Below are 15,593 nucleotides of genomic sequence, written 5' to 3'. Positions count from 1 at the left end.
GCGCTCGGCCTTTGTTGTATTCAGGTCCCTGAAGCGGAGAGATCTCTCCACAGGATCTCCGCCGGATCCTAACAGGATCCTGTGGAGAACATTTCACGTGGATCAGTTGGTCAGCAGTTCCGACAGCACGCCGTTGAGCACAAGCCGGCCCTCGGTCGTGGCGCCGACCAGGTCGTTTTCGCGCCAGATCAGACCCAGATCCTGAAGCTCGGCCAGCTTGTGGGCGGGCAGGGGTTTCGGAGAGATCGCGGCGAGGCGCGAAAGGGAGATCCCTTCGCCGAGCCGCAGGCCCATCATCACGAATTCGGTCATGATGTCCTCGGTGGTGAGCGCGTCGAAGACGCTGTCGCCGCGACCGGCCTCGGCCTTCTCGATCCAGGCGCCGGGCATCTTCCAGGCCTCGGTGGCGTGGCGGGTGCCGTTCACCGTGACACGGCCATGCGCGCCCGGACCGACGCCGACATAATCGCCGCCGCGCCAGTAGACGAGATTGTGCCGCGACTGCGCGCCGGGCAGGGCGTGGTTCGACACTTCGTAAGGGGAATAACCCGCCTTCGAAGTGATCTCCTGCGTCGCGAGGAACATGTCGGCGGCCAGATCCTCGTCCGGCAGATGTTTCATCTGGCCACGCTGCGCGCGTTCCCAGAACATCGTGCCTTCCTCGATCGTCAGCTGGTAGAGCGAGAGGTGATCGGCGGCGAGATCGAGCGCCTCGCGCAGCTCGGTTTCCCAGCCTTTCAGGGTCTGGTTCTCGCGCGCGTAGATCAGGTCGAAGTTGACCCTTTCGAAGACCGACTTCGCGGTCTCGAGCGCGACGATGGCCTCGTCCACGTCATGCAGCCGCCCGAGCCGGCGCAGATCGTCCGGGCGCAGGCTCTGAATGCCCATGGAGACCCTGTTGACGCCCGCCTCGCGGAAGCCTTCGAACTTCGAGACCTCGACCGAGCGCGGGTTCGCCTCGAGCGTGATCTCGATGTCGTTGGCCCAGGTCCAGTGCTCCTTGGCGGCGTCCAGCACCGCCTGCACCGTGGCCGGTTCCATCAGCGAGGGCGTGCCGCCGCCGAAATAGATCGAGTTGAGGATGCGCCCCGAGGTCATCTCGCCGTAGCGGCGGACCTCGGAGCTGAGTGCGTCTGCCCAGCGGGTCTGGTCGATCGACCGGACGACGTGGCTGTTGAAGTCGCAGTAGGGGCATTTGGCCTCGCAGAAAGGCCAATGCGCGTAGAGGCCGAAGCCTCCTTCTCGCCAGGTTTCAGGCCTGGCTTCAGGCGTCATCGCGGGCAAAGCAGCCTTTCACGAATTTGGCAAAGGCATCGGCACGGTGGCTGATGCGGTTCTTCTCCTCGCCGGTCATCTCGGCGAAGGTGATGTCATAGCCTTGCGGCTGGAAGATCGGGTCGTAGCCGTGGCCGTTGTCGCCGCGCATCGGCCAGATCACCTGGCCTTCCATCACGCCGGGAAAGACGGCATCGGTTCCATCGGGCCAGGCCAGCACCAGCGTGCAGTTGAAGCGCGCGGTCCAGGGCTGGGCGGTGCCGGTCTTCAGCAGGGCGTCATGGGTCTTGCCCATGGCCATGATGAAGTCCCGACCGTTGGGCGTTTCGGCCCAATCGGCGGTGTAGACACCGGGGGCGCCATCAAGAGCGTCGACCGAGATGCCGCTGTCGTCGGCCAGCGCCGGAAGGCCGGTGGCCTTCGCGGCAGCATGGGCCTTGATGCGCGCGTTCTCGACGAAGGTGGTGCCGGTTTCCTCGGGTTCGGGAAGGTTCAGCTCCTTCGCACCCACCACCTCGACCCCGTAGGGCGCGAGCAGCTCGGTGATCTCCTCGAGCTTGCCCGCGTTGTGGGTCGCGACGAGCAGTTTCCTGTCGCTGAACACCCGGGTCATTTGCAGGCCGCCAGCTGCGCTTCGACCAGCTGCGAGATACCGCCCTCGGCGAGATCCATCAGCTTGTTCATCTGGTCACGGCTGAAGGTCGCGCCCTCGGCCGACATCTGCACCTCGACCAGCTGGCCGTCGCCGCGCAGGATGAAGTTGCCGTCGACGCCCGCCTCGCTGTCCTCGGCATAGTCGAGGTCGAGCACCGGCTGCCCGGCGTAGATGCCGCAGCTCACCGCCGCGACCGGGGTCAGCGGGTCGGTGATGATCGCGCCGGTCTTCATCAGCTTGTTCACCGCGAGCCGGAGCGCGACCCAGCCGCCGGTGATCGAGGCGCAGCGGGTGCCGCCATCGGCCTGCAGCACGTCGCAGTCGATGGTGATCTGGCGTTCGCCAAGTGCAACGCGGTCGACACCGGCACGCAGCGAACGCCCGATCAGGCGCTGGATCTCGACGGTGCGGCCGCCCTGCTTGCCGCTGGTCGCCTCGCGGCGCATCCGCGAGCCGGTCGAGCGCGGCAGCATGCCGTACTCGGCGGTCACCCAGCCAAGGCCGGTGCCCTTGACGAAGGGGGGGACGCGCTCTTCGAGCGTGGCGGTGCAGATCACGTGGGTATCGCCCATCTTGATCAGGCAGGACCCTTCGGCATGTTTCGTGACACCCGTCTCGATTGAAACGGTGCGCATTTCGCTTAAATCTCGTCCAGAAGGTCTCATGAGTGCCTCTCTTCTCGGTTGCTGCCGGGATACTGGGGCTGACCCTGTCTCGCAACCCCGATTGACGGGTGCCGAAGGGGGCCTTTAATGACCCTGAACAGCGGGAGCATGTGCATGAAAGAGGGTAGCCGTCTTCTCGATGAAATGAACGATCGCTCGCGCGAGGTGTTTCGCCGTGTGGTTGAATCCTATCTCGAGACGGGCGAGCCGGTCGGCTCGCGCACCCTGACGCGCAGCCTGTCGGAAAAGGTCTCTGCCGCGACCATCCGCAACGTGATGCAGGATCTCGAATACCTCGGCCTGCTCGACAGCCCGCATGTCTCGGCCGGGCGCGTGCCGACGCAGGTGGGCCTGCGCATGTTCGTCGACGGGCTGCTGGAGGTGCGCGATCTCGACAGTTCCGACCGGCAGGCGCTGGATGCCACGACGACGCAGGGCGGCGACGACATGGGCGGGCTGCTCGACCGCGTGGGCGCCGCGCTTTCGGGGGTAACCCACGGAGCCTCCTTGGTTCTGACGCCGAAGCACGAGGCCCCGGTCAAGCATATCGAGTTCGTCTCCCTGGGCCATGACCGGGCGCTGGTGGTGCTGGTCTTCGCCGATGGCAGCGTCGAGAACAGGCTCTTCCGCCCGCCCGCCGGGCAGACCCCCAGCTCGATGCGCGAGGCGGCGAATTTCCTCAACGCGCTGATCGAGGGAAAGACCCTCTCGGAGCTGCGCGGCGAGATCACCCGACAGATCGCGTCGCGCCGGCAGGAGATCGACACGCTGGCCGCGGATCTCATCGAGACGGGCATGGCCGCCTGGGAGAAGGACGCCGACAATTCCGCCCGGCTGATCGTGCGCGGCACCTCGAATCTTCTGGGGCAGGAGGCCGAGGCCGAGGAGCTGGACCGCATCCGGTCGCTGTTTGACGACCTCGAACGCAAGCGGGATATCGCCGAGTTTCTTCAACTCGCCGAAAGCGGCGACGGGGTCCGTATTTTTATCGGCTCCGAGAACAAACTTTTCTCACTTTCGGGTTCCTCTCTGGTGGTCTCTCCATATATGAACGCGGATCGAAAGATCATCGGTGCGGTCGGGGTCATTGGACCCACGCGGCTCAACTACGGGCGGATCGTACCCATCGTGGACTACACGGCACAGCTGGTCGGCAGGCTGATTGCCGAGCGGAGCTAGAGGTTAGACATGGCAGACGCGAAGAAAGACGAATTCCTCGACGACATCGAGGCGGCAGAGGCCGAGGCCCTGGCCAGCGAAATGGAAGAACTGGACGACGAGGCCATCGAGCTCGACTCGCTGCGCGCCGAGCGCGACGAGTACAAGGACCGCTTCATGCGCGCCCTCGCCGATGCCGAGAACGCCCGCAAGCGCGCCGACAAGGACCGCCGCGAGGCGCAGCAATACGGCGGCTCGAAGCTCGCCCGTGACCTGCTGCCGGTCTACGACAACCTGAACCGCGCGCTGAACGCAGCGCGCGAGGCCGAGGCCGGAGAGGCGCTGATCGAGGGCGTGGAACTGACCCTGCGCGAGCTGACCAACGTCTTTGCCCGTCACGGCATGACCACGATCAAGCCCGAGGTCGGCGACAAGTTCGACCCCAAGCAGCACGAGGCGATGTTCGAGGCGCCGGTGCCCGGCACCAAGGCCGGCGAGATCATCCAGGTCTCGGCCGAGGGCTTCCTGCTCTACGATCGCCTGCTGCGTCCGGCGCAGGTCGGCGTCAGCTCGATGCCGGGCTGATCGGTTCATCGACGGAAACGCAAAACCCCCGGTCTCGCGACCGGGGGTTTTTCTTTGGGCGTGCGCCCGAGTTTGGTTTCACGTGAATCCTTACGTCGCGTTCGGATTCACGTGAAACGCTCTCAGCCCTTCATCAGAGCCTTCAGCTCGTAGAGCGCCTGCAGCGCCTCGCGCGGGGTCATTTCGTCGGGCAGCAGCGCGCCGAGCTTCTCCTCGACCTCGGACGGCCCCTTCTTCACCGCAACGGGCTCTGGTTTCGCCGCCGCCGAGAACAGCGGCAGGTCGTCGATCAGTGCCTTGGGCGTGGTCCGGCCGCGTTCGCCTTCCTCGAGCGCGCTCAGCACGTCGCGGGCGCGGGCGATCACCGCGGGCGGCAGTCCGGCGAGCTGCGCCACCTGCACGCCGTAGGAGCGGTCGGCGGCACCTTCGCGCACCTCGTGCAGGAAGATCACCTCGCCTTCCCATTCCTTCACCGCGACGGTGGCGTTGCCGACGCCCTCGAGCTTGGCGGCGAGCTGGGTGAGTTCGTGGTAATGGGTAGCGAAGAGCCCGCGCACGCGGTTGACCCCGTGCAGGTGCTCGAGCGTTGCCCAGGCGATCGACAAGCCGTCATAGGTCGCGGTGCCTCGCCCGATCTCGTCGAGGATCACCAGCGCCCGGTCGTCGGCCTGGTTGAGGATCGCCGCGGTCTCGACCATCTCGACCATGAAGGTCGAGCGCCCGCGCGCGAGGTCGTCCGAGGCCCCGACGCGGCTGAAGATCTGGCTCACCACGCCAAGATGCGCGCGGTCCGCAGGCACGTAGGATCCCATCTGCGCCAGCAGCGCGATCAGCGCGTTCTGCCGCAGGTAGGTCGACTTGCCCGCCATGTTCGGGCCGGTCAGCAGCGTCACCGCCGCGCCCTCGCCATTGGCATTGAGCCGGCAGTCGTTGGCTATGAAGGGCGTGCCGCCTTGCTGGTTCAACGCGCGCTCGACAACCGGGTGACGGCCCGCCTCGATCTCGAAGGCGCGGCTGCCATCGACCTGCGGGCGGCTCCATTTCTGCGCCTTGGCAAGATCCGCGAGCCCGAGTGCCACGTCGACTTCGGCCAGCGACAGGCCGGTTTCCGAGACCTGCGGCGCGCGCTCGAGAATGGCGCCTTTGAGGCTGTCATAGAGCCGCTTCTCGATCTCCAGCGCCTCGTTCCCGGCGTTCAGGATGCGGCTTTCGAGCTCGGTCAGCTCGACCGTGGTGAAGCGCACCTGGTTGGCGGTGGTCTGGCGGTGGATGAAGGTCTCGTTCAGCGGCGGAGACATCATCTTCTCGGCGTGGGTGGCCGTGGTCTCGATGAAGTAGCCGAGCACGTTGTTGTGCTTGATCTTCATCGAGTTCACGCCGCTCATCTCGACGTATTTCGCCTGCATCGAGGCGATGACGCCGCGACCCTGGTCGCGCAGCGTGCGCGCCTCGTCGAGCGCTGCGTCGTAGCCCGGCGCGATGAAGCCGCCGTCGCGCACCATCAGCGGCGGCTCGGCGACCAGCGCGGTCTCGAGCAGGGCGATGAGCTCGTCATGGCCGGTCAGTGTTTCACGTGCATCACGCAGGAGCGGCGGCAATTCGGCCCTATCAAGGGTCGCGGCGATCTCCTCGGCCTGCACCAGCGCGTTGCGCACGGCGGCCAGATCGCGCGGACCGCCCCGGTCGAGGCCGAGCCGCGACAGCGCGCGGTCGAGGTCGGGCACCTTGCGCAGGCTGTCGCGCAGCAGCCGGGTCTCGGCGCTTTCCATCGCCCAGTCCAGAGCCTGCAAGCGGCCCTCGATCACCTCCAGATTGCGTGATGGAGAGGAAACTCGCCTCTCAAGCAGGCGCGCGCCGCCCGGCGTCACGGTCCGGTCGATGACCGACAGCAGCGAGCCCGCGCGGCCGCCGTTCATCGAATGGGTGAGCTCGAGGTTGCGCCTTGTGGCGGCGTCGATCTGCAGCAGGTTCGACACCGCGTCGCGCTGCGGCGGGCGCAGCAGGGGCAGGCGGCCCTTCTGCGTGATGTCGAGATAGTCCACCAGCGCGCCGAGCGCCGAAAGCTCGGGCCGCTCGAAGGCACCGAAGCCGGAGAGCGTCTGCACGCCGAAGAGCCGTTTCAGTCTCTCTTCCGCGCCGGCGCTGTCGAAGGAGGCACCGCCGAGCACGGTGGGGTAGATGCCGAGATCGCTCAGCACCGGGCGCAGCTCGTCATCGGTGCTGTCCGAGACCAGCACCTCGGACGGGGCCAGCCGCGCCAGCTCGGCGCCGATGCGGGCGCGGTTCAGCGGCATGACATGCAGCGCGCCGGTCGAGATGTCGGTCCAGGCGAGCGCCCAATCGTCCCGAACACGGCCCAATGCGGCAAGGTAGTTGTGACGGCGCGCCTCCAGCAGCGACTCCTCGGTGAGCGTGCCGGGGGTCACCAGCCGCACCACGTCGCGCTTCACCACCGATTTCGCGCCGCGCTTCTTGGCCTCGGCCGGGCTTTCCAGCTGCTCGCCCACGGCGACGCGGAAGCCCTTGCGGATCAGCGTCAGCAGGTAGCCCTCGGCCGCGTGCACCGGCACGCCGCACATCGGGATGTCGTCACCCTCGTGCTTGCCGCGCTTGGTCAGCGCGATGTCCAGCGCCTCGGACGCGGCGACCGCGTCGTCGAAGAACATCTCGTAGAAGTCGCCCATCCGGTAGAACAGGAGCGCGTCCGGATACTGCGCCTTGATCTCAAGATATTGCGCCATCATCGGCGTGACTGCCGTCATCTAGTCCCCCAAGGTCTGCTTGGCGCAGACATACCAAAGCGCGCGGGGGCGGTGAAAGGCGAAATGCGCCCAGTTGAGCCAAGCCTTCCCCTGCGCTAAGAGAAACGCCGCTCATACTGGAGGAACGCAGGCCAATGACAAAAACAAAATTCACCCGTGAAGAGGCGCTTGCCTTCCACCTCGATCCGACTCCCGGCAAGTGGGAGGTGCAGGCGACGGTCCCGATGACCACGCAGCGCGACCTGTCGCTGGCCTATTCCCCGGGCGTCGCGGTGCCCTGCGAGGAAATCGCCGCCAACCCCGAACTGGCCTACGACTACACCAACAAGGGCAACCTCGTCGCGGTGATCTCGAACGGCACCGCGGTGCTGGGTCTCGGCAACCTTGGCGCGCTGGGCGGCAAGCCGGTGATGGAGGGCAAGTCGGTGCTCTTCAAGCGCTTCGCCGACGTGAACTCGATCGACATCGAGCTCGACACCGAGGATCCCGAGGAATTCATCAAGGCCTGCAAGCTCATGGGCCCGACCTTTGGCGGCATCAACCTCGAGGACATCAAGGCGCCCGAATGCTTCATCATCGAGCAGCGCCTCAAGGAAGAGATGGACATCCCGGTCTTCCACGACGACCAGCACGGCACCGCGGTGATCTGCGCCGCCGGCCTGATCAACGCGCTGCAGCTCTCGGGCAAGAGGATCGAGGACGTGCGCATCGTGCTCAACGGCGCGGGCGCGGCGGGCATTGCCTGCCTCGAGCTGCTGAAGTCCATGGGCGCGAAACATGACAACTGCATCATGTGCGACACCAAGGGCGTCATCTACCAGGGCCGCACCGAGGGCATGAACCAGTGGAAGTCGGCCCATGCGGCGAACACCTCGCTGCGCACGCTCGAGGAGGCGATGGCGGGGGCCGACGTCTTCCTCGGCGTCTCGGCCAAGGGCGCGGTGACGCAGGACATGGTGCGCAGCATGGCGCCGAACCCGGTGATCTTCGCCATGGCGAACCCCGATCCCGAGATCACCCCGGAAGAGGCCCACGCGGTGCGCGAGGATGCCATCGTCGCCACCGGCCGCTCGGACTACCCGAACCAGGTGAACAACGTCCTCGGCTTCCCCTATCTCTTCCGCGGCGCGCTCGACATCCACGCCCGCGCGATCAACGACGAGATGAAGATCGCCTGCGCCAACGCGCTGGCCGAGCTGGCGCGCGAGGACGTGCCGGACGAGGTGGCGCTGGCCTATGGCAAGACGCTGAGCTTCGGCCGCGACTACATCATCCCGACGCCCTTCGACCCGCGCCTCATCCACCGCATCCCGCCCGCCGTGGCGCGCGCGGGCATGGACACCGGCGCGGCGCGCCGTCCGATCATCGACATGGAGGCCTATGAAGCCGGGCTTCGCGGCCGCATGGACCCGACCGCCGCGGTTCTGCGGGGCATCAACAGCCGCGCCCGCGCCGCGCAGTCGCGGATGATCTTTGCCGAGGGGGACGATCCCCGCGTGCTGCGCGCCGCGGTGACCTACCAGCGCAGCGGCTTCGGCAAGGCGATCGTCGTCGGCCGCGAGGCGGACGTGAAGGAGAAGCTCGAGGCCAGCGGCCTTGGCGACGCGGTGCGCGAGATCGAGGTGATCAACGCCGCCAACACGCCGCATCTCGAGACCTACAAGGCCTTCCTCTACCAGCGCCTGCAGCGCAAGGGCTTCGACCGGCAGGACGTGCACCGTCTCGCGGCGCGCGACCGCCACGTCTTTGCCGCGCTGATGCTGGCGCATGGCCACGGCGACGGGCTGATCACCGGCGCGACCCGCAAGTCGGCGCATGTGATGGAGGCGATCAACCACGTCTTCGACGCCGATGCCGAACATGGCGTGGCGGGGGTCACCGCGCTGCTGCACAAGGGGCGCATCGTGCTGATCTCGGACACGCTGGTGCACGAGTGGCCCGAGGAAGAGGATCTCGCCAACATCGCCGAGCGCGCCGCCGGCGTTGCGCGGCACCTCGGGCTCGAGCCGCGGGTCGCCTTCGTCTCCTTCTCGACCTTCGGCTACCCGATCTCCGAGCGCGCCTCGAAGATGCACCGCGCGCCGAGGGTGCTCGACGCCCGCGGCGTCGACTTCGAGTACGAGGGCGAGATGACCGTCGACGTGGCGCTGAACCCGCGCTCGCAGGAGCAGTACCCGTTCCAGCGCCTGACAGGTCCGGCCAACATCCTCGTCGTGCCGGCGCGCCACTCAGCCTCGATCTCGGTCAAGCTGATGCAGGAGATGGCCGGCGCCACGGTGATCGGCCCGATCCTCGCCGGGCTCGACCGCTCGATCCAGATCTGCTCGACGACGATGACCGCCAATGACATTCTGAACATGGCGGTTCTGGCGGCCTGCAAGGTCGGCTGATGCGATCACGGCTCCCGCCGGACGCCTCCGGCGGGAGTATTTTTGGAAAGATGAAAGCACGGGGCGCAGCATGGCGATCTACAATCTCGGGTCTATCAACGCGGATCTGACCTACCGCGTGCCGCACCTGCTGGCGCCGGGCGAGACGCTGGCGACCACCTCGCTGACCCGCGGGCTGGGCGGCAAGGGCGCCAACATGTCGGTGGCGGCGGCGCGGGCCGGGGCGCAGGTGCGCCATCTCGGCGCGGTCGGGCAGGACGGGCGCTGGGCGATCGACCGGCTGACCGAATACGGTGTCGATACAAGGCAGATCGCGGTGCTCGAGGAGGCGACGGGCCATGCGATCATCATGCTCGACGCCGCGGCCGAGAACTGCATCCTGATCTATCCCGGCGCCAACCGCGCGCTTTCGGTCGACCGGATCGAGGCCGGGCTGGCCGGGGCTGCGCCCGAGGACATCTTCGTCTTCCAGAACGAGACCAACGCGCAGCGCGAGGCGGCCGAGCTTGCCTCGTCGCGCGGGCTGCGCGTCGCCTATGCCGCGGCGCCCTTCGATGCGGATGCCGTGACGCTGGTGCTGCCGCTCCTTGACCTGCTGGTGCTCAACGAGGTCGAGGCGGCGCAGCTCGAGGCGGCGACCGGGCAGGGCATCGACACGATCCCGGTGCGCGACGTGGTGGTGACGCTGGGCGCGCGCGGCTGCCGCTGGATCAACACCGACGCTGGCGAGAGCCGGAACTTCGCGGCGCTGCCGGTCACGCCGGTGGACACGACCGGGGCGGGCGACACCTTCACCGGCTACCTGCTGGCCGGGCTCGACCGCGGGCTGCCGATGCCGACCTCGATCGAGATGGCGCAGCGCGCCGCCGCGATCATGGTCACGCGCCAGGGCACGGCCGACGTGATCCCGGACCTCAAGGAAGTCACCGAACACCGTTTCTGAGCGCGCCCTTTTCCGGCAGGCCGGATCAGCCGCCGGCAAAGGGCGCGGCGCTGCCCCAGAGCGCGCGCACCCGCGCGTCGCGCCCGCAGGCCTCGCGGTAGCGCTTGTAGGCCGAGGACTGTTTCAACGGCCCGAAGCGGGTGAGCACGAGGCCCGTGCCCCTGTAATAGTCCTGGTGCTCGGGTTCGGCCGGCCAGAAGCGCCCGGCCTGCAGTACCGGCGTGACGATCTTCTGTCCGAGCGCCGCCTGCGCCTGGGATTTCACCGTCTCGGCTGCCTTCTTCTGCGCCGGGCCGTTCACGAAGATCGCGCTGCGGTAGCTGTCGCCGCGGTCGCAGAACTGGCCGCCGGCATCGGTGGGGTCGATCGAGCGGAAGAACAGCGCGTAGAGCTTGTCGGCGGAGACCAGATCGTCGTCGTAGAGGATCCGCACCGCCTCGTAATGGCCGGTGCCGCCGTGGCTGACCTGCTTGTAGCTGGGAGTCTCGAGCTGCCCGCCGGTATAGCCGGAGATCACCGAGGTCACGCCGCGGACCTTCTCGAAATCGGCCTCGACGCACCAGAAGCAGCCGCCGGCGACGATGATCTCGCGCTGCCGGGCAGCGGCGGGCAGGGCCGCCGGAAACGCGGCCAGCGCCGCCAGGACCAGAGCCGACGCAAGGCGTTTCATCGCTCTCCCTTCCTCCTCTTTGCCACGAGCCTGCGCCTGCGCCCCGCGCCGATCAACGGTTTTTCCGGGGCCGCCGGACCCTTCCGGAGGTGCCATGCGAAAAAAGTTGCGCGGGCCTGAAACTTCTCGCCGCGAAGTTGCGTGACTGAAGCAATGCCGTGGAGATCGGGCGTCCGCTTCAGCGCACCGAGACGCGGCGGGAAGGGTAACGAGTGAAACCGGTCCGATCCGCGGCCAAAGTACAGATGTTGTTAACGATTTTCCGTCACTCTCCGAAGGACGGTCATTTTGCGGCGCGGGAACGGACGGAGCTTTGATCAGGAACGGGCAATGCCCTTGGCATCGGATGCAAGGCGCGGCTCGGCATAGGGCCCCGGCTCCGGTGCCTCGAAACTAGGACACGCGTGCGTATCCCCACCTCGGCGTGTTCTGGGCCGCCTCCGGTGTCGTGACCGGAGGCGGCATTTTCATTTCTGGGGCTCCATGTCTCCGCCCTCCAGCGCCGCGCGCGTGAGCGGGCAGCGGTTGCCGCCGTAGAGCCGCTCCAGCACCTCGGCGAAGACGCCGGGCGCGCCGGGCACGGCCTCGAAGAGCGTCATGCAGGAGCGGATCTTCAGCGCATCGACCGGGCCGAGCATGGCTTCGGGGCTCCTTCCGGGGTGCTGCAGCAGCCAGCCCGAGGCCTCGGCGAGCCTCGGGCCGAGCACCGGGTGGGCGAGATAGGCGCGGGCCTCGCCCAGATCGCGCATGCCGAAATGCCGGGCGCGGGGCGAGCGGCCGAGCGTTGCGAGCTGCGGGAAGACCCACCAGATCCAGTGGCTCACCTTCTGCCCGGAGCGAAGCTCGAAGGTGACCTGCGGCCAGTCCTGCGCCTGCGCGTCGAGAAATTCCTGAAGCTCTGCCATGGCGGCACCTCCCGCGTTGCGCGCCAGTCTAGCGCGGCACGGGCGGAAAGCGAGCCCGGGGCTCTGCCCCGCCCGCGCGGCGCGCGGACTCCCCGGGATATTTCGACCACTTGGAAGCCGGGGATGGCGCCGGATCGGTCCGCCGCCAAGAAAAATCCCCGCCGGAGGCTGTCCGGCGGGGATCATGAAGCGTTGCGGCTGGAAGGGGATCAGCCCTTCAGGCGGCGGTTCCGGGCGGCGAGCAGCTTCAGGCGCAGCGCGTTGAGCTGGATGAAGCCCTTGGCGTCCTGCTGGTCGTAGGCGCCGGCGTCGTCCTCGAAGGTCACGTGCGCCTCGGAGTAGAGCGAGTGATCCGACCAGCGCGCGACGGTGCGGGCGGAGCCCTTGTAGAGCTTCACGCGGACGGTGCCCGAGACATGCTCCTGGCTCTTGTCGATCAGCGCCTGCAGCATCTCGCGCTCGGGCGAGAACCAGAAGCCGTTGTAGATCAGCTCGGCATAGCGCGGCATGATCGAGTCCTTGAGGTGGCCCGCGCCGGAGTCGAGCGTGATCTGCTCGATGCCGCGGTGCGCCTCGAGCAGCACTGTGCCGCCCGGGGTCTCGTAGATGCCGCGCGACTTCATGCCGACGAAACGGTTCTCGACGAGGTCGAGGCGGCCGACGCCGTGCTTGCCGCCGAGCTCGTTGAGCTTGGTCAGGATCGTCGCGGGCGACATCGCCTCGCCGTTGATCGCCACGGCGTCACCCTTCTCGAAGGTGATCTCGACGAATTCCGCCTCGTTCGGCGCATCCTCGGGGCTGACGGTGCGCTGGTAGACGTAGTCGGGCGCTTCCTGCGCCGGGTTCTCCAGAACCTTGCCCTCGGAGGAGGTGTGCAGCAGGTTCGCGTCGACCGAGAAGGGTGCCTCGCCGCGCTTGTCCTTGGCGACGGGGATCTGGTTCTGCTCGGCGAACTCCAGCAGGCGGGTGCGCGAGGTCAGGTCCCAGAGCCGCCAGGGCGCGATCACCTTGATGTCGGGGTTCAGCGCGTAGGCGGCCAGTTCGAAGCGCACCTGGTCGTTGCCCTTGCCGGTGGCGCCGTGGGCCACGGCGTCGGCGCCCTCGGCCGCGGCGATCTCGACCAGCCGCTTCGAGATCAGCGGGCGGGCGATCGAGGTGCCGAGCAGGTAGAGACCCTCGTAGAGCGCGTTGGCGCGGAACATCGGGAAGACGAAGTCGCGCACGAACTCCTCGCGCAGGTCCTCGATGTAGACTTTCGACACGCCCAGCATCTCTGCCTTGGCACGGGCGGGCTCCAGTTCCTCACCCTGGCCGAGATCGGCGGTGAAGGTGACGACCTCGCAGCCGTATTCGGTCTGCAGCCATTTCAGGATGATCGAGGTGTCGAGGCCCCCGGAATAGGCCAGGACGACTTTCTTGGGCGCGGACATGGGCTTTCCCTCACGTATGAACTGGCCCCGCGCCTTACTGGGTTTTAGCACAGGTATCAAGGATCGCCCGTTGACCTGTGGTCCCCATGTGCTAGCGGTCGGCGGTGTGACGTGAAACGGGTGAGGGGTTCACATGAAGGGCTGGCGCATCTTTCTGCATTCGCTGCGCATGGTGATCGACAATATCGGCACGGCGCTGCGGGTGTCGCTGGTCCTGTACCTCGTGCAGGTGGCCAGCCAGATCGCCACCTACCTGCATCCGACCGAGACCGGGCCCGACGGCATGCCCGCCTCGCCGCTGGTGATCGGCGTGCCGGCGCTGGTGCTGGCGGTACTCGCCGTGCTGGCCAGCCTCTGGATCGCCGTGGCCTGGCACCGCTTCGTGCTCACCGGCGAGGAGCCGCGCGGCTGGCTGCCGCGCTGGCACGGTGGCGAGATCCTCGGCTATTTCGGCCGGTCGATCCTCATCGCCTTCGCGATCTTCGTCAGCCTCGTCGTCGCCGCGATCCCGGTGGCGCTGATCGGCGCGGCCATTCCGGCGCTGGGGCCGGTGCTGGTCTTCGGCCTCGTCGGGCTGGGGGGCTACCTGTTCTTCCGCCTCGGGCTCATCCTGCCGGCCGCGGCGGTGGGCGAGCGGCTGCGCCTCAAGGAGGCCTGGTCGGCGACGCGGGACGACGACGGCGCGGTGGTCACCCTCGCGCTCGTGGTGATCGCCGGCTCGCTGCTGGTCGAGCTGCCGGCGCTGATCGACGACAGCGCGGGCTCGATCGTCAACCTCGTCTACGGGCTGGTGATCAACTGGTTCGCCACGATGATCGGCATTTCCGTTCTGACCTCGCTCTACGGCCATTTCATCGAGCGGCGTCCGATCGACTGAGACAGCTCCGGGCTTGCGCAGCGCGCGCCGATGCGCCACTGCGTAGGCCATGGATGATTTTCTCGCTCACGCCCGCGCCGCCACGGAGGAGATGCGCTCGGTCTTTCCCGAGACGCCGCTCCTGCGCAACGATCACCTCTCGGCGATCTTCGGCGCCGACATCTGGCTCAAGCGCGAAGACCTGAGCCCGGTGCGCAGCTACAAGCTGCGCGGCGCCTTCAACGCCATGCGCAAGCGCCCCGAGGCCCAGACCTTCGTCGCGGCCAGCGCCGGCAACCACGCGCAGGGCGTGGCCTACATGTGCCGCCAGTTCGGCAAGACCGGGGTGATCTTCATGCCGGTGACCACGCCGCAGCAGAAGATCCAGAAGACCCGCATGTTCGGCGGCGAGAACGTCGAGATCCGGCTGATCGGCGACTATTTCGACGAATGCCTCACCGCCGCGCAGGCCTATTGCGCCGAGATCGGCGGGCATTTCCTGTCGCCCTTCGACGACGAGGACGTGATCGAGGGTCAGGCCACCGTGGCAGTCGAGATCGAGCAGCAGCTGGGCCGTGTGCCGGATCACATCGTGATCCCGGTCGGCGGCGGCGGGCTCGGCTCGGGGCTGCTGAGCTATTTCGGCACGGCGACCAACTACACCTTCGTCGAGCCGCTGGGCGGCGCCTGCCTGCGCGCGGCGCTCGAGGCGGGCAAGCCGGTGACCCTGCCGAAGGTGAACAATTTCGCCGACGGCGCGGCGGTGGCCCGGATCGGGGCGAAGACCTTCGAGGTGCTGAAGGACGTCGGGCTGGCCAGCACGCTGGCGATCAGCGAGGACCGGCTCTGCACCACCATGCTCGAGATGCTGAACGTCGAGGGCGTGGTGCTGGAGCCCGCCGGGGCGCTGTCGATCGACGCGTTGAAGGACCTCGGGCAGGCGATCCGTGGCAAGACCGTGGTCTGCATCACCTCGGGCGGCAACTTCGACTTCGAGCGCCTGCCGGAGGTGAAGGAACGGGCGCAGCGCTACGCTGGGCTGAAGAAGTACTTCATCCTGCGGCTGCCGCAGCGCCCCGGCGCGCTGAAGGATTTCCTCGCGCTGCTCGGCCCCGAGGATGACATCGCCCGTTTCGAGTACCTGAAGAAATCGGCGCGGAACTTCGGCTCGGTGCTGATCGGCATCGAGACGGTGGAATCCGAGAATTTCGACCGGCTCTTCGCGGCGCTCGACGCGCATGGCTACGGCTATCGCGACATCACCGACGACGAGGTCCTCGCGCAGTTCGTCATCTGATC

General features: G+C 67.4%; 13 protein-coding genes. 6 read left to right on the top strand and 7 right to left on the bottom strand.

Annotated features, from left to right (window positions below; translation table 11 throughout):
- Positions 1 to 102: 102 nt before the first annotated feature.
- Genes hemW through rph form a run of 3 tightly spaced genes read right to left on the bottom strand, consistent with a single transcriptional unit; the run spans position 103 to position 2,595 of the window.
- Positions 103 to 1,275, bottom strand: coding sequence for a radical SAM family heme chaperone HemW (hemW, locus tag PVT71_RS05515; RefSeq protein WP_353473504.1), 1,173 nt, complete (start codon positions 1,273 to 1,275; stop codon positions 103 to 105).
- Positions 1,265 to 1,888, bottom strand: a complete 624-nt coding sequence (gene rdgB / locus PVT71_RS05510; RefSeq protein WP_353473503.1) for an RdgB/HAM1 family non-canonical purine NTP pyrophosphatase — start codon at positions 1,886 to 1,888, stop codon at positions 1,265 to 1,267. The genes hemW and rdgB overlap by 11 nt, the downstream gene beginning before the upstream one ends.
- The gene (gene rph / locus PVT71_RS05505; protein ID WP_353473502.1) at positions 1,885 to 2,595 is read right to left on the bottom strand and encodes a ribonuclease PH; all 711 of its coding nucleotides are present in this window, start codon (positions 2,593 to 2,595) and stop codon (positions 1,885 to 1,887) included. The genes rdgB and rph overlap by 4 nt, the downstream gene beginning before the upstream one ends.
- Positions 2,596 to 2,709: 114 nt before the next feature.
- On the opposite strand from rph, the gene hrcA reads away from it, so the two are divergent.
- Both hrcA and PVT71_RS05495 read left to right on the top strand, forming a co-directional pair.
- Positions 2,710 to 3,774 carry a heat-inducible transcriptional repressor HrcA gene (hrcA, locus tag PVT71_RS05500; protein WP_353473501.1) on the top strand — a complete coding sequence of 355 codons (1,065 nt, stop codon included), beginning with the start codon at positions 2,710 to 2,712 and terminating at the stop codon, positions 3,772 to 3,774.
- A gap of 9 nt (positions 3,775 to 3,783) precedes the next feature.
- Complete coding sequence (locus tag PVT71_RS05495) at positions 3,784 to 4,338, top strand: nucleotide exchange factor GrpE (protein WP_353473500.1); 555 nt, start codon at positions 3,784 to 3,786, stop codon at positions 4,336 to 4,338.
- A gap of 122 nt (positions 4,339 to 4,460) precedes the next feature.
- Here PVT71_RS05495 and mutS read toward each other — a convergent pair whose 3' ends face one another.
- Entirely contained in the window at positions 4,461 to 7,100 is a 2,640-nt protein-coding gene (gene mutS, locus PVT71_RS05490; protein WP_353473499.1) for a DNA mismatch repair protein MutS, read from the bottom strand.
- Between the two features lie 134 nt (positions 7,101 to 7,234).
- On the opposite strand from mutS, the gene PVT71_RS05485 reads away from it, so the two are divergent.
- Both PVT71_RS05485 and PVT71_RS05480 read left to right on the top strand, forming a co-directional pair.
- A complete protein-coding gene (locus PVT71_RS05485) occupies positions 7,235 to 9,490 on the top strand; it encodes an NADP-dependent malic enzyme (protein WP_353473498.1) in 2,256 nt (751 codons plus the stop codon).
- A 70-nt stretch (positions 9,491 to 9,560) separates the two neighbouring features.
- A complete protein-coding gene (locus PVT71_RS05480) occupies positions 9,561 to 10,433 on the top strand; it encodes a ribokinase (RefSeq protein ID WP_353473497.1) in 873 nt (290 codons plus the stop codon).
- 25 nt (positions 10,434 to 10,458) lie between these two features.
- Here PVT71_RS05480 and msrA read toward each other — a convergent pair whose 3' ends face one another.
- From msrA to PVT71_RS05465, 3 genes are all read right to left on the bottom strand, one after another.
- On the bottom strand, positions 10,459 to 11,103 hold the full coding sequence (gene msrA, locus PVT71_RS05475; protein ID WP_353473496.1) for a peptide-methionine (S)-S-oxide reductase MsrA: 645 nt from the start codon (positions 11,101 to 11,103) through the stop codon (positions 10,459 to 10,461).
- 467 nt (positions 11,104 to 11,570) lie between these two features.
- Positions 11,571 to 12,008: a DUF1810 domain-containing protein gene (locus PVT71_RS05470; protein ID WP_353473495.1), complete on the bottom strand. Its 438-nt coding sequence runs from the start codon at positions 12,006 to 12,008 to the stop codon at positions 11,571 to 11,573.
- Positions 12,009 to 12,217: 209 nt separating this feature from the next.
- Complete coding sequence (locus PVT71_RS05465) at positions 12,218 to 13,438, bottom strand: argininosuccinate synthase (RefSeq protein WP_353473494.1); 1,221 nt, start codon at positions 13,436 to 13,438, stop codon at positions 12,218 to 12,220.
- Between the two features lie 133 nt (positions 13,439 to 13,571).
- Between PVT71_RS05465 and PVT71_RS05460 the strand changes: the two genes are divergently transcribed.
- Positions 13,572 to 14,315: a hypothetical protein gene (locus PVT71_RS05460; RefSeq protein WP_353473493.1), complete on the top strand. Its 744-nt coding sequence runs from the start codon at positions 13,572 to 13,574 to the stop codon at positions 14,313 to 14,315.
- A gap of 49 nt (positions 14,316 to 14,364) precedes the next feature.
- Positions 14,365 to 15,591: a threonine ammonia-lyase IlvA gene (gene ilvA / locus PVT71_RS05455; RefSeq protein ID WP_353473491.1), complete on the top strand. Its 1,227-nt coding sequence runs from the start codon at positions 14,365 to 14,367 to the stop codon at positions 15,589 to 15,591.
- Positions 15,592 to 15,593: the final 2 nt, after the last annotated feature.

The organism is Salipiger sp. H15, from assembly GCF_040409955.1.
Classification (GTDB): domain Bacteria; phylum Pseudomonadota; class Alphaproteobacteria; order Rhodobacterales; family Rhodobacteraceae; genus Salipiger.
The sequence above is the reverse complement of the archived record's forward strand: the minus strand, read 5'-3'. Positions and strand labels throughout refer to the sequence as shown.

Excerpts from the sequence above, each read along its gene's own strand:
- rph (WP_353473502.1), bottom strand. The coding sequence starts at position 2,595 with ATGAGACCTTCTGGACGAGATTTAAGCGAAATGCGCACCGTTTCAATC.
- hemW (WP_353473504.1), bottom strand. The coding sequence starts at position 1,275 with ATGACGCCTGAAGCCAGGCCTGAAACCTGGCGAGAAGGAGGCTTCGGC.
- ilvA (WP_353473491.1), top strand. The coding sequence starts at position 14,365 with ATGGATGATTTTCTCGCTCACGCCCGCGCCGCCACGGAGGAGATGCGC.
- mutS (WP_353473499.1), bottom strand. The coding sequence starts at position 7,100 with ATGACGGCAGTCACGCCGATGATGGCGCAATATCTTGAGATCAAGGCG.
- PVT71_RS05480 (WP_353473497.1), top strand. The coding sequence starts at position 9,561 with ATGGCGATCTACAATCTCGGGTCTATCAACGCGGATCTGACCTACCGC.
- hrcA (WP_353473501.1), top strand. The coding sequence starts at position 2,710 with ATGAAAGAGGGTAGCCGTCTTCTCGATGAAATGAACGATCGCTCGCGC.
- PVT71_RS05485 (WP_353473498.1), top strand. The coding sequence starts at position 7,235 with ATGACAAAAACAAAATTCACCCGTGAAGAGGCGCTTGCCTTCCACCTC.
- msrA (WP_353473496.1), bottom strand. The coding sequence starts at position 11,103 with ATGAAACGCCTTGCGTCGGCTCTGGTCCTGGCGGCGCTGGCCGCGTTT.
- PVT71_RS05495 (WP_353473500.1), top strand. The coding sequence starts at position 3,784 with ATGGCAGACGCGAAGAAAGACGAATTCCTCGACGACATCGAGGCGGCA.
- PVT71_RS05470 (WP_353473495.1), bottom strand. The coding sequence starts at position 12,008 with ATGGCAGAGCTTCAGGAATTTCTCGACGCGCAGGCGCAGGACTGGCCG.
- PVT71_RS05465 (WP_353473494.1), bottom strand. The coding sequence starts at position 13,438 with ATGTCCGCGCCCAAGAAAGTCGTCCTGGCCTATTCCGGGGGCCTCGAC.
- PVT71_RS05460 (WP_353473493.1), top strand. The coding sequence starts at position 13,572 with ATGAAGGGCTGGCGCATCTTTCTGCATTCGCTGCGCATGGTGATCGAC.
- rdgB (WP_353473503.1), bottom strand. The coding sequence starts at position 1,888 with ATGACCCGGGTGTTCAGCGACAGGAAACTGCTCGTCGCGACCCACAAC.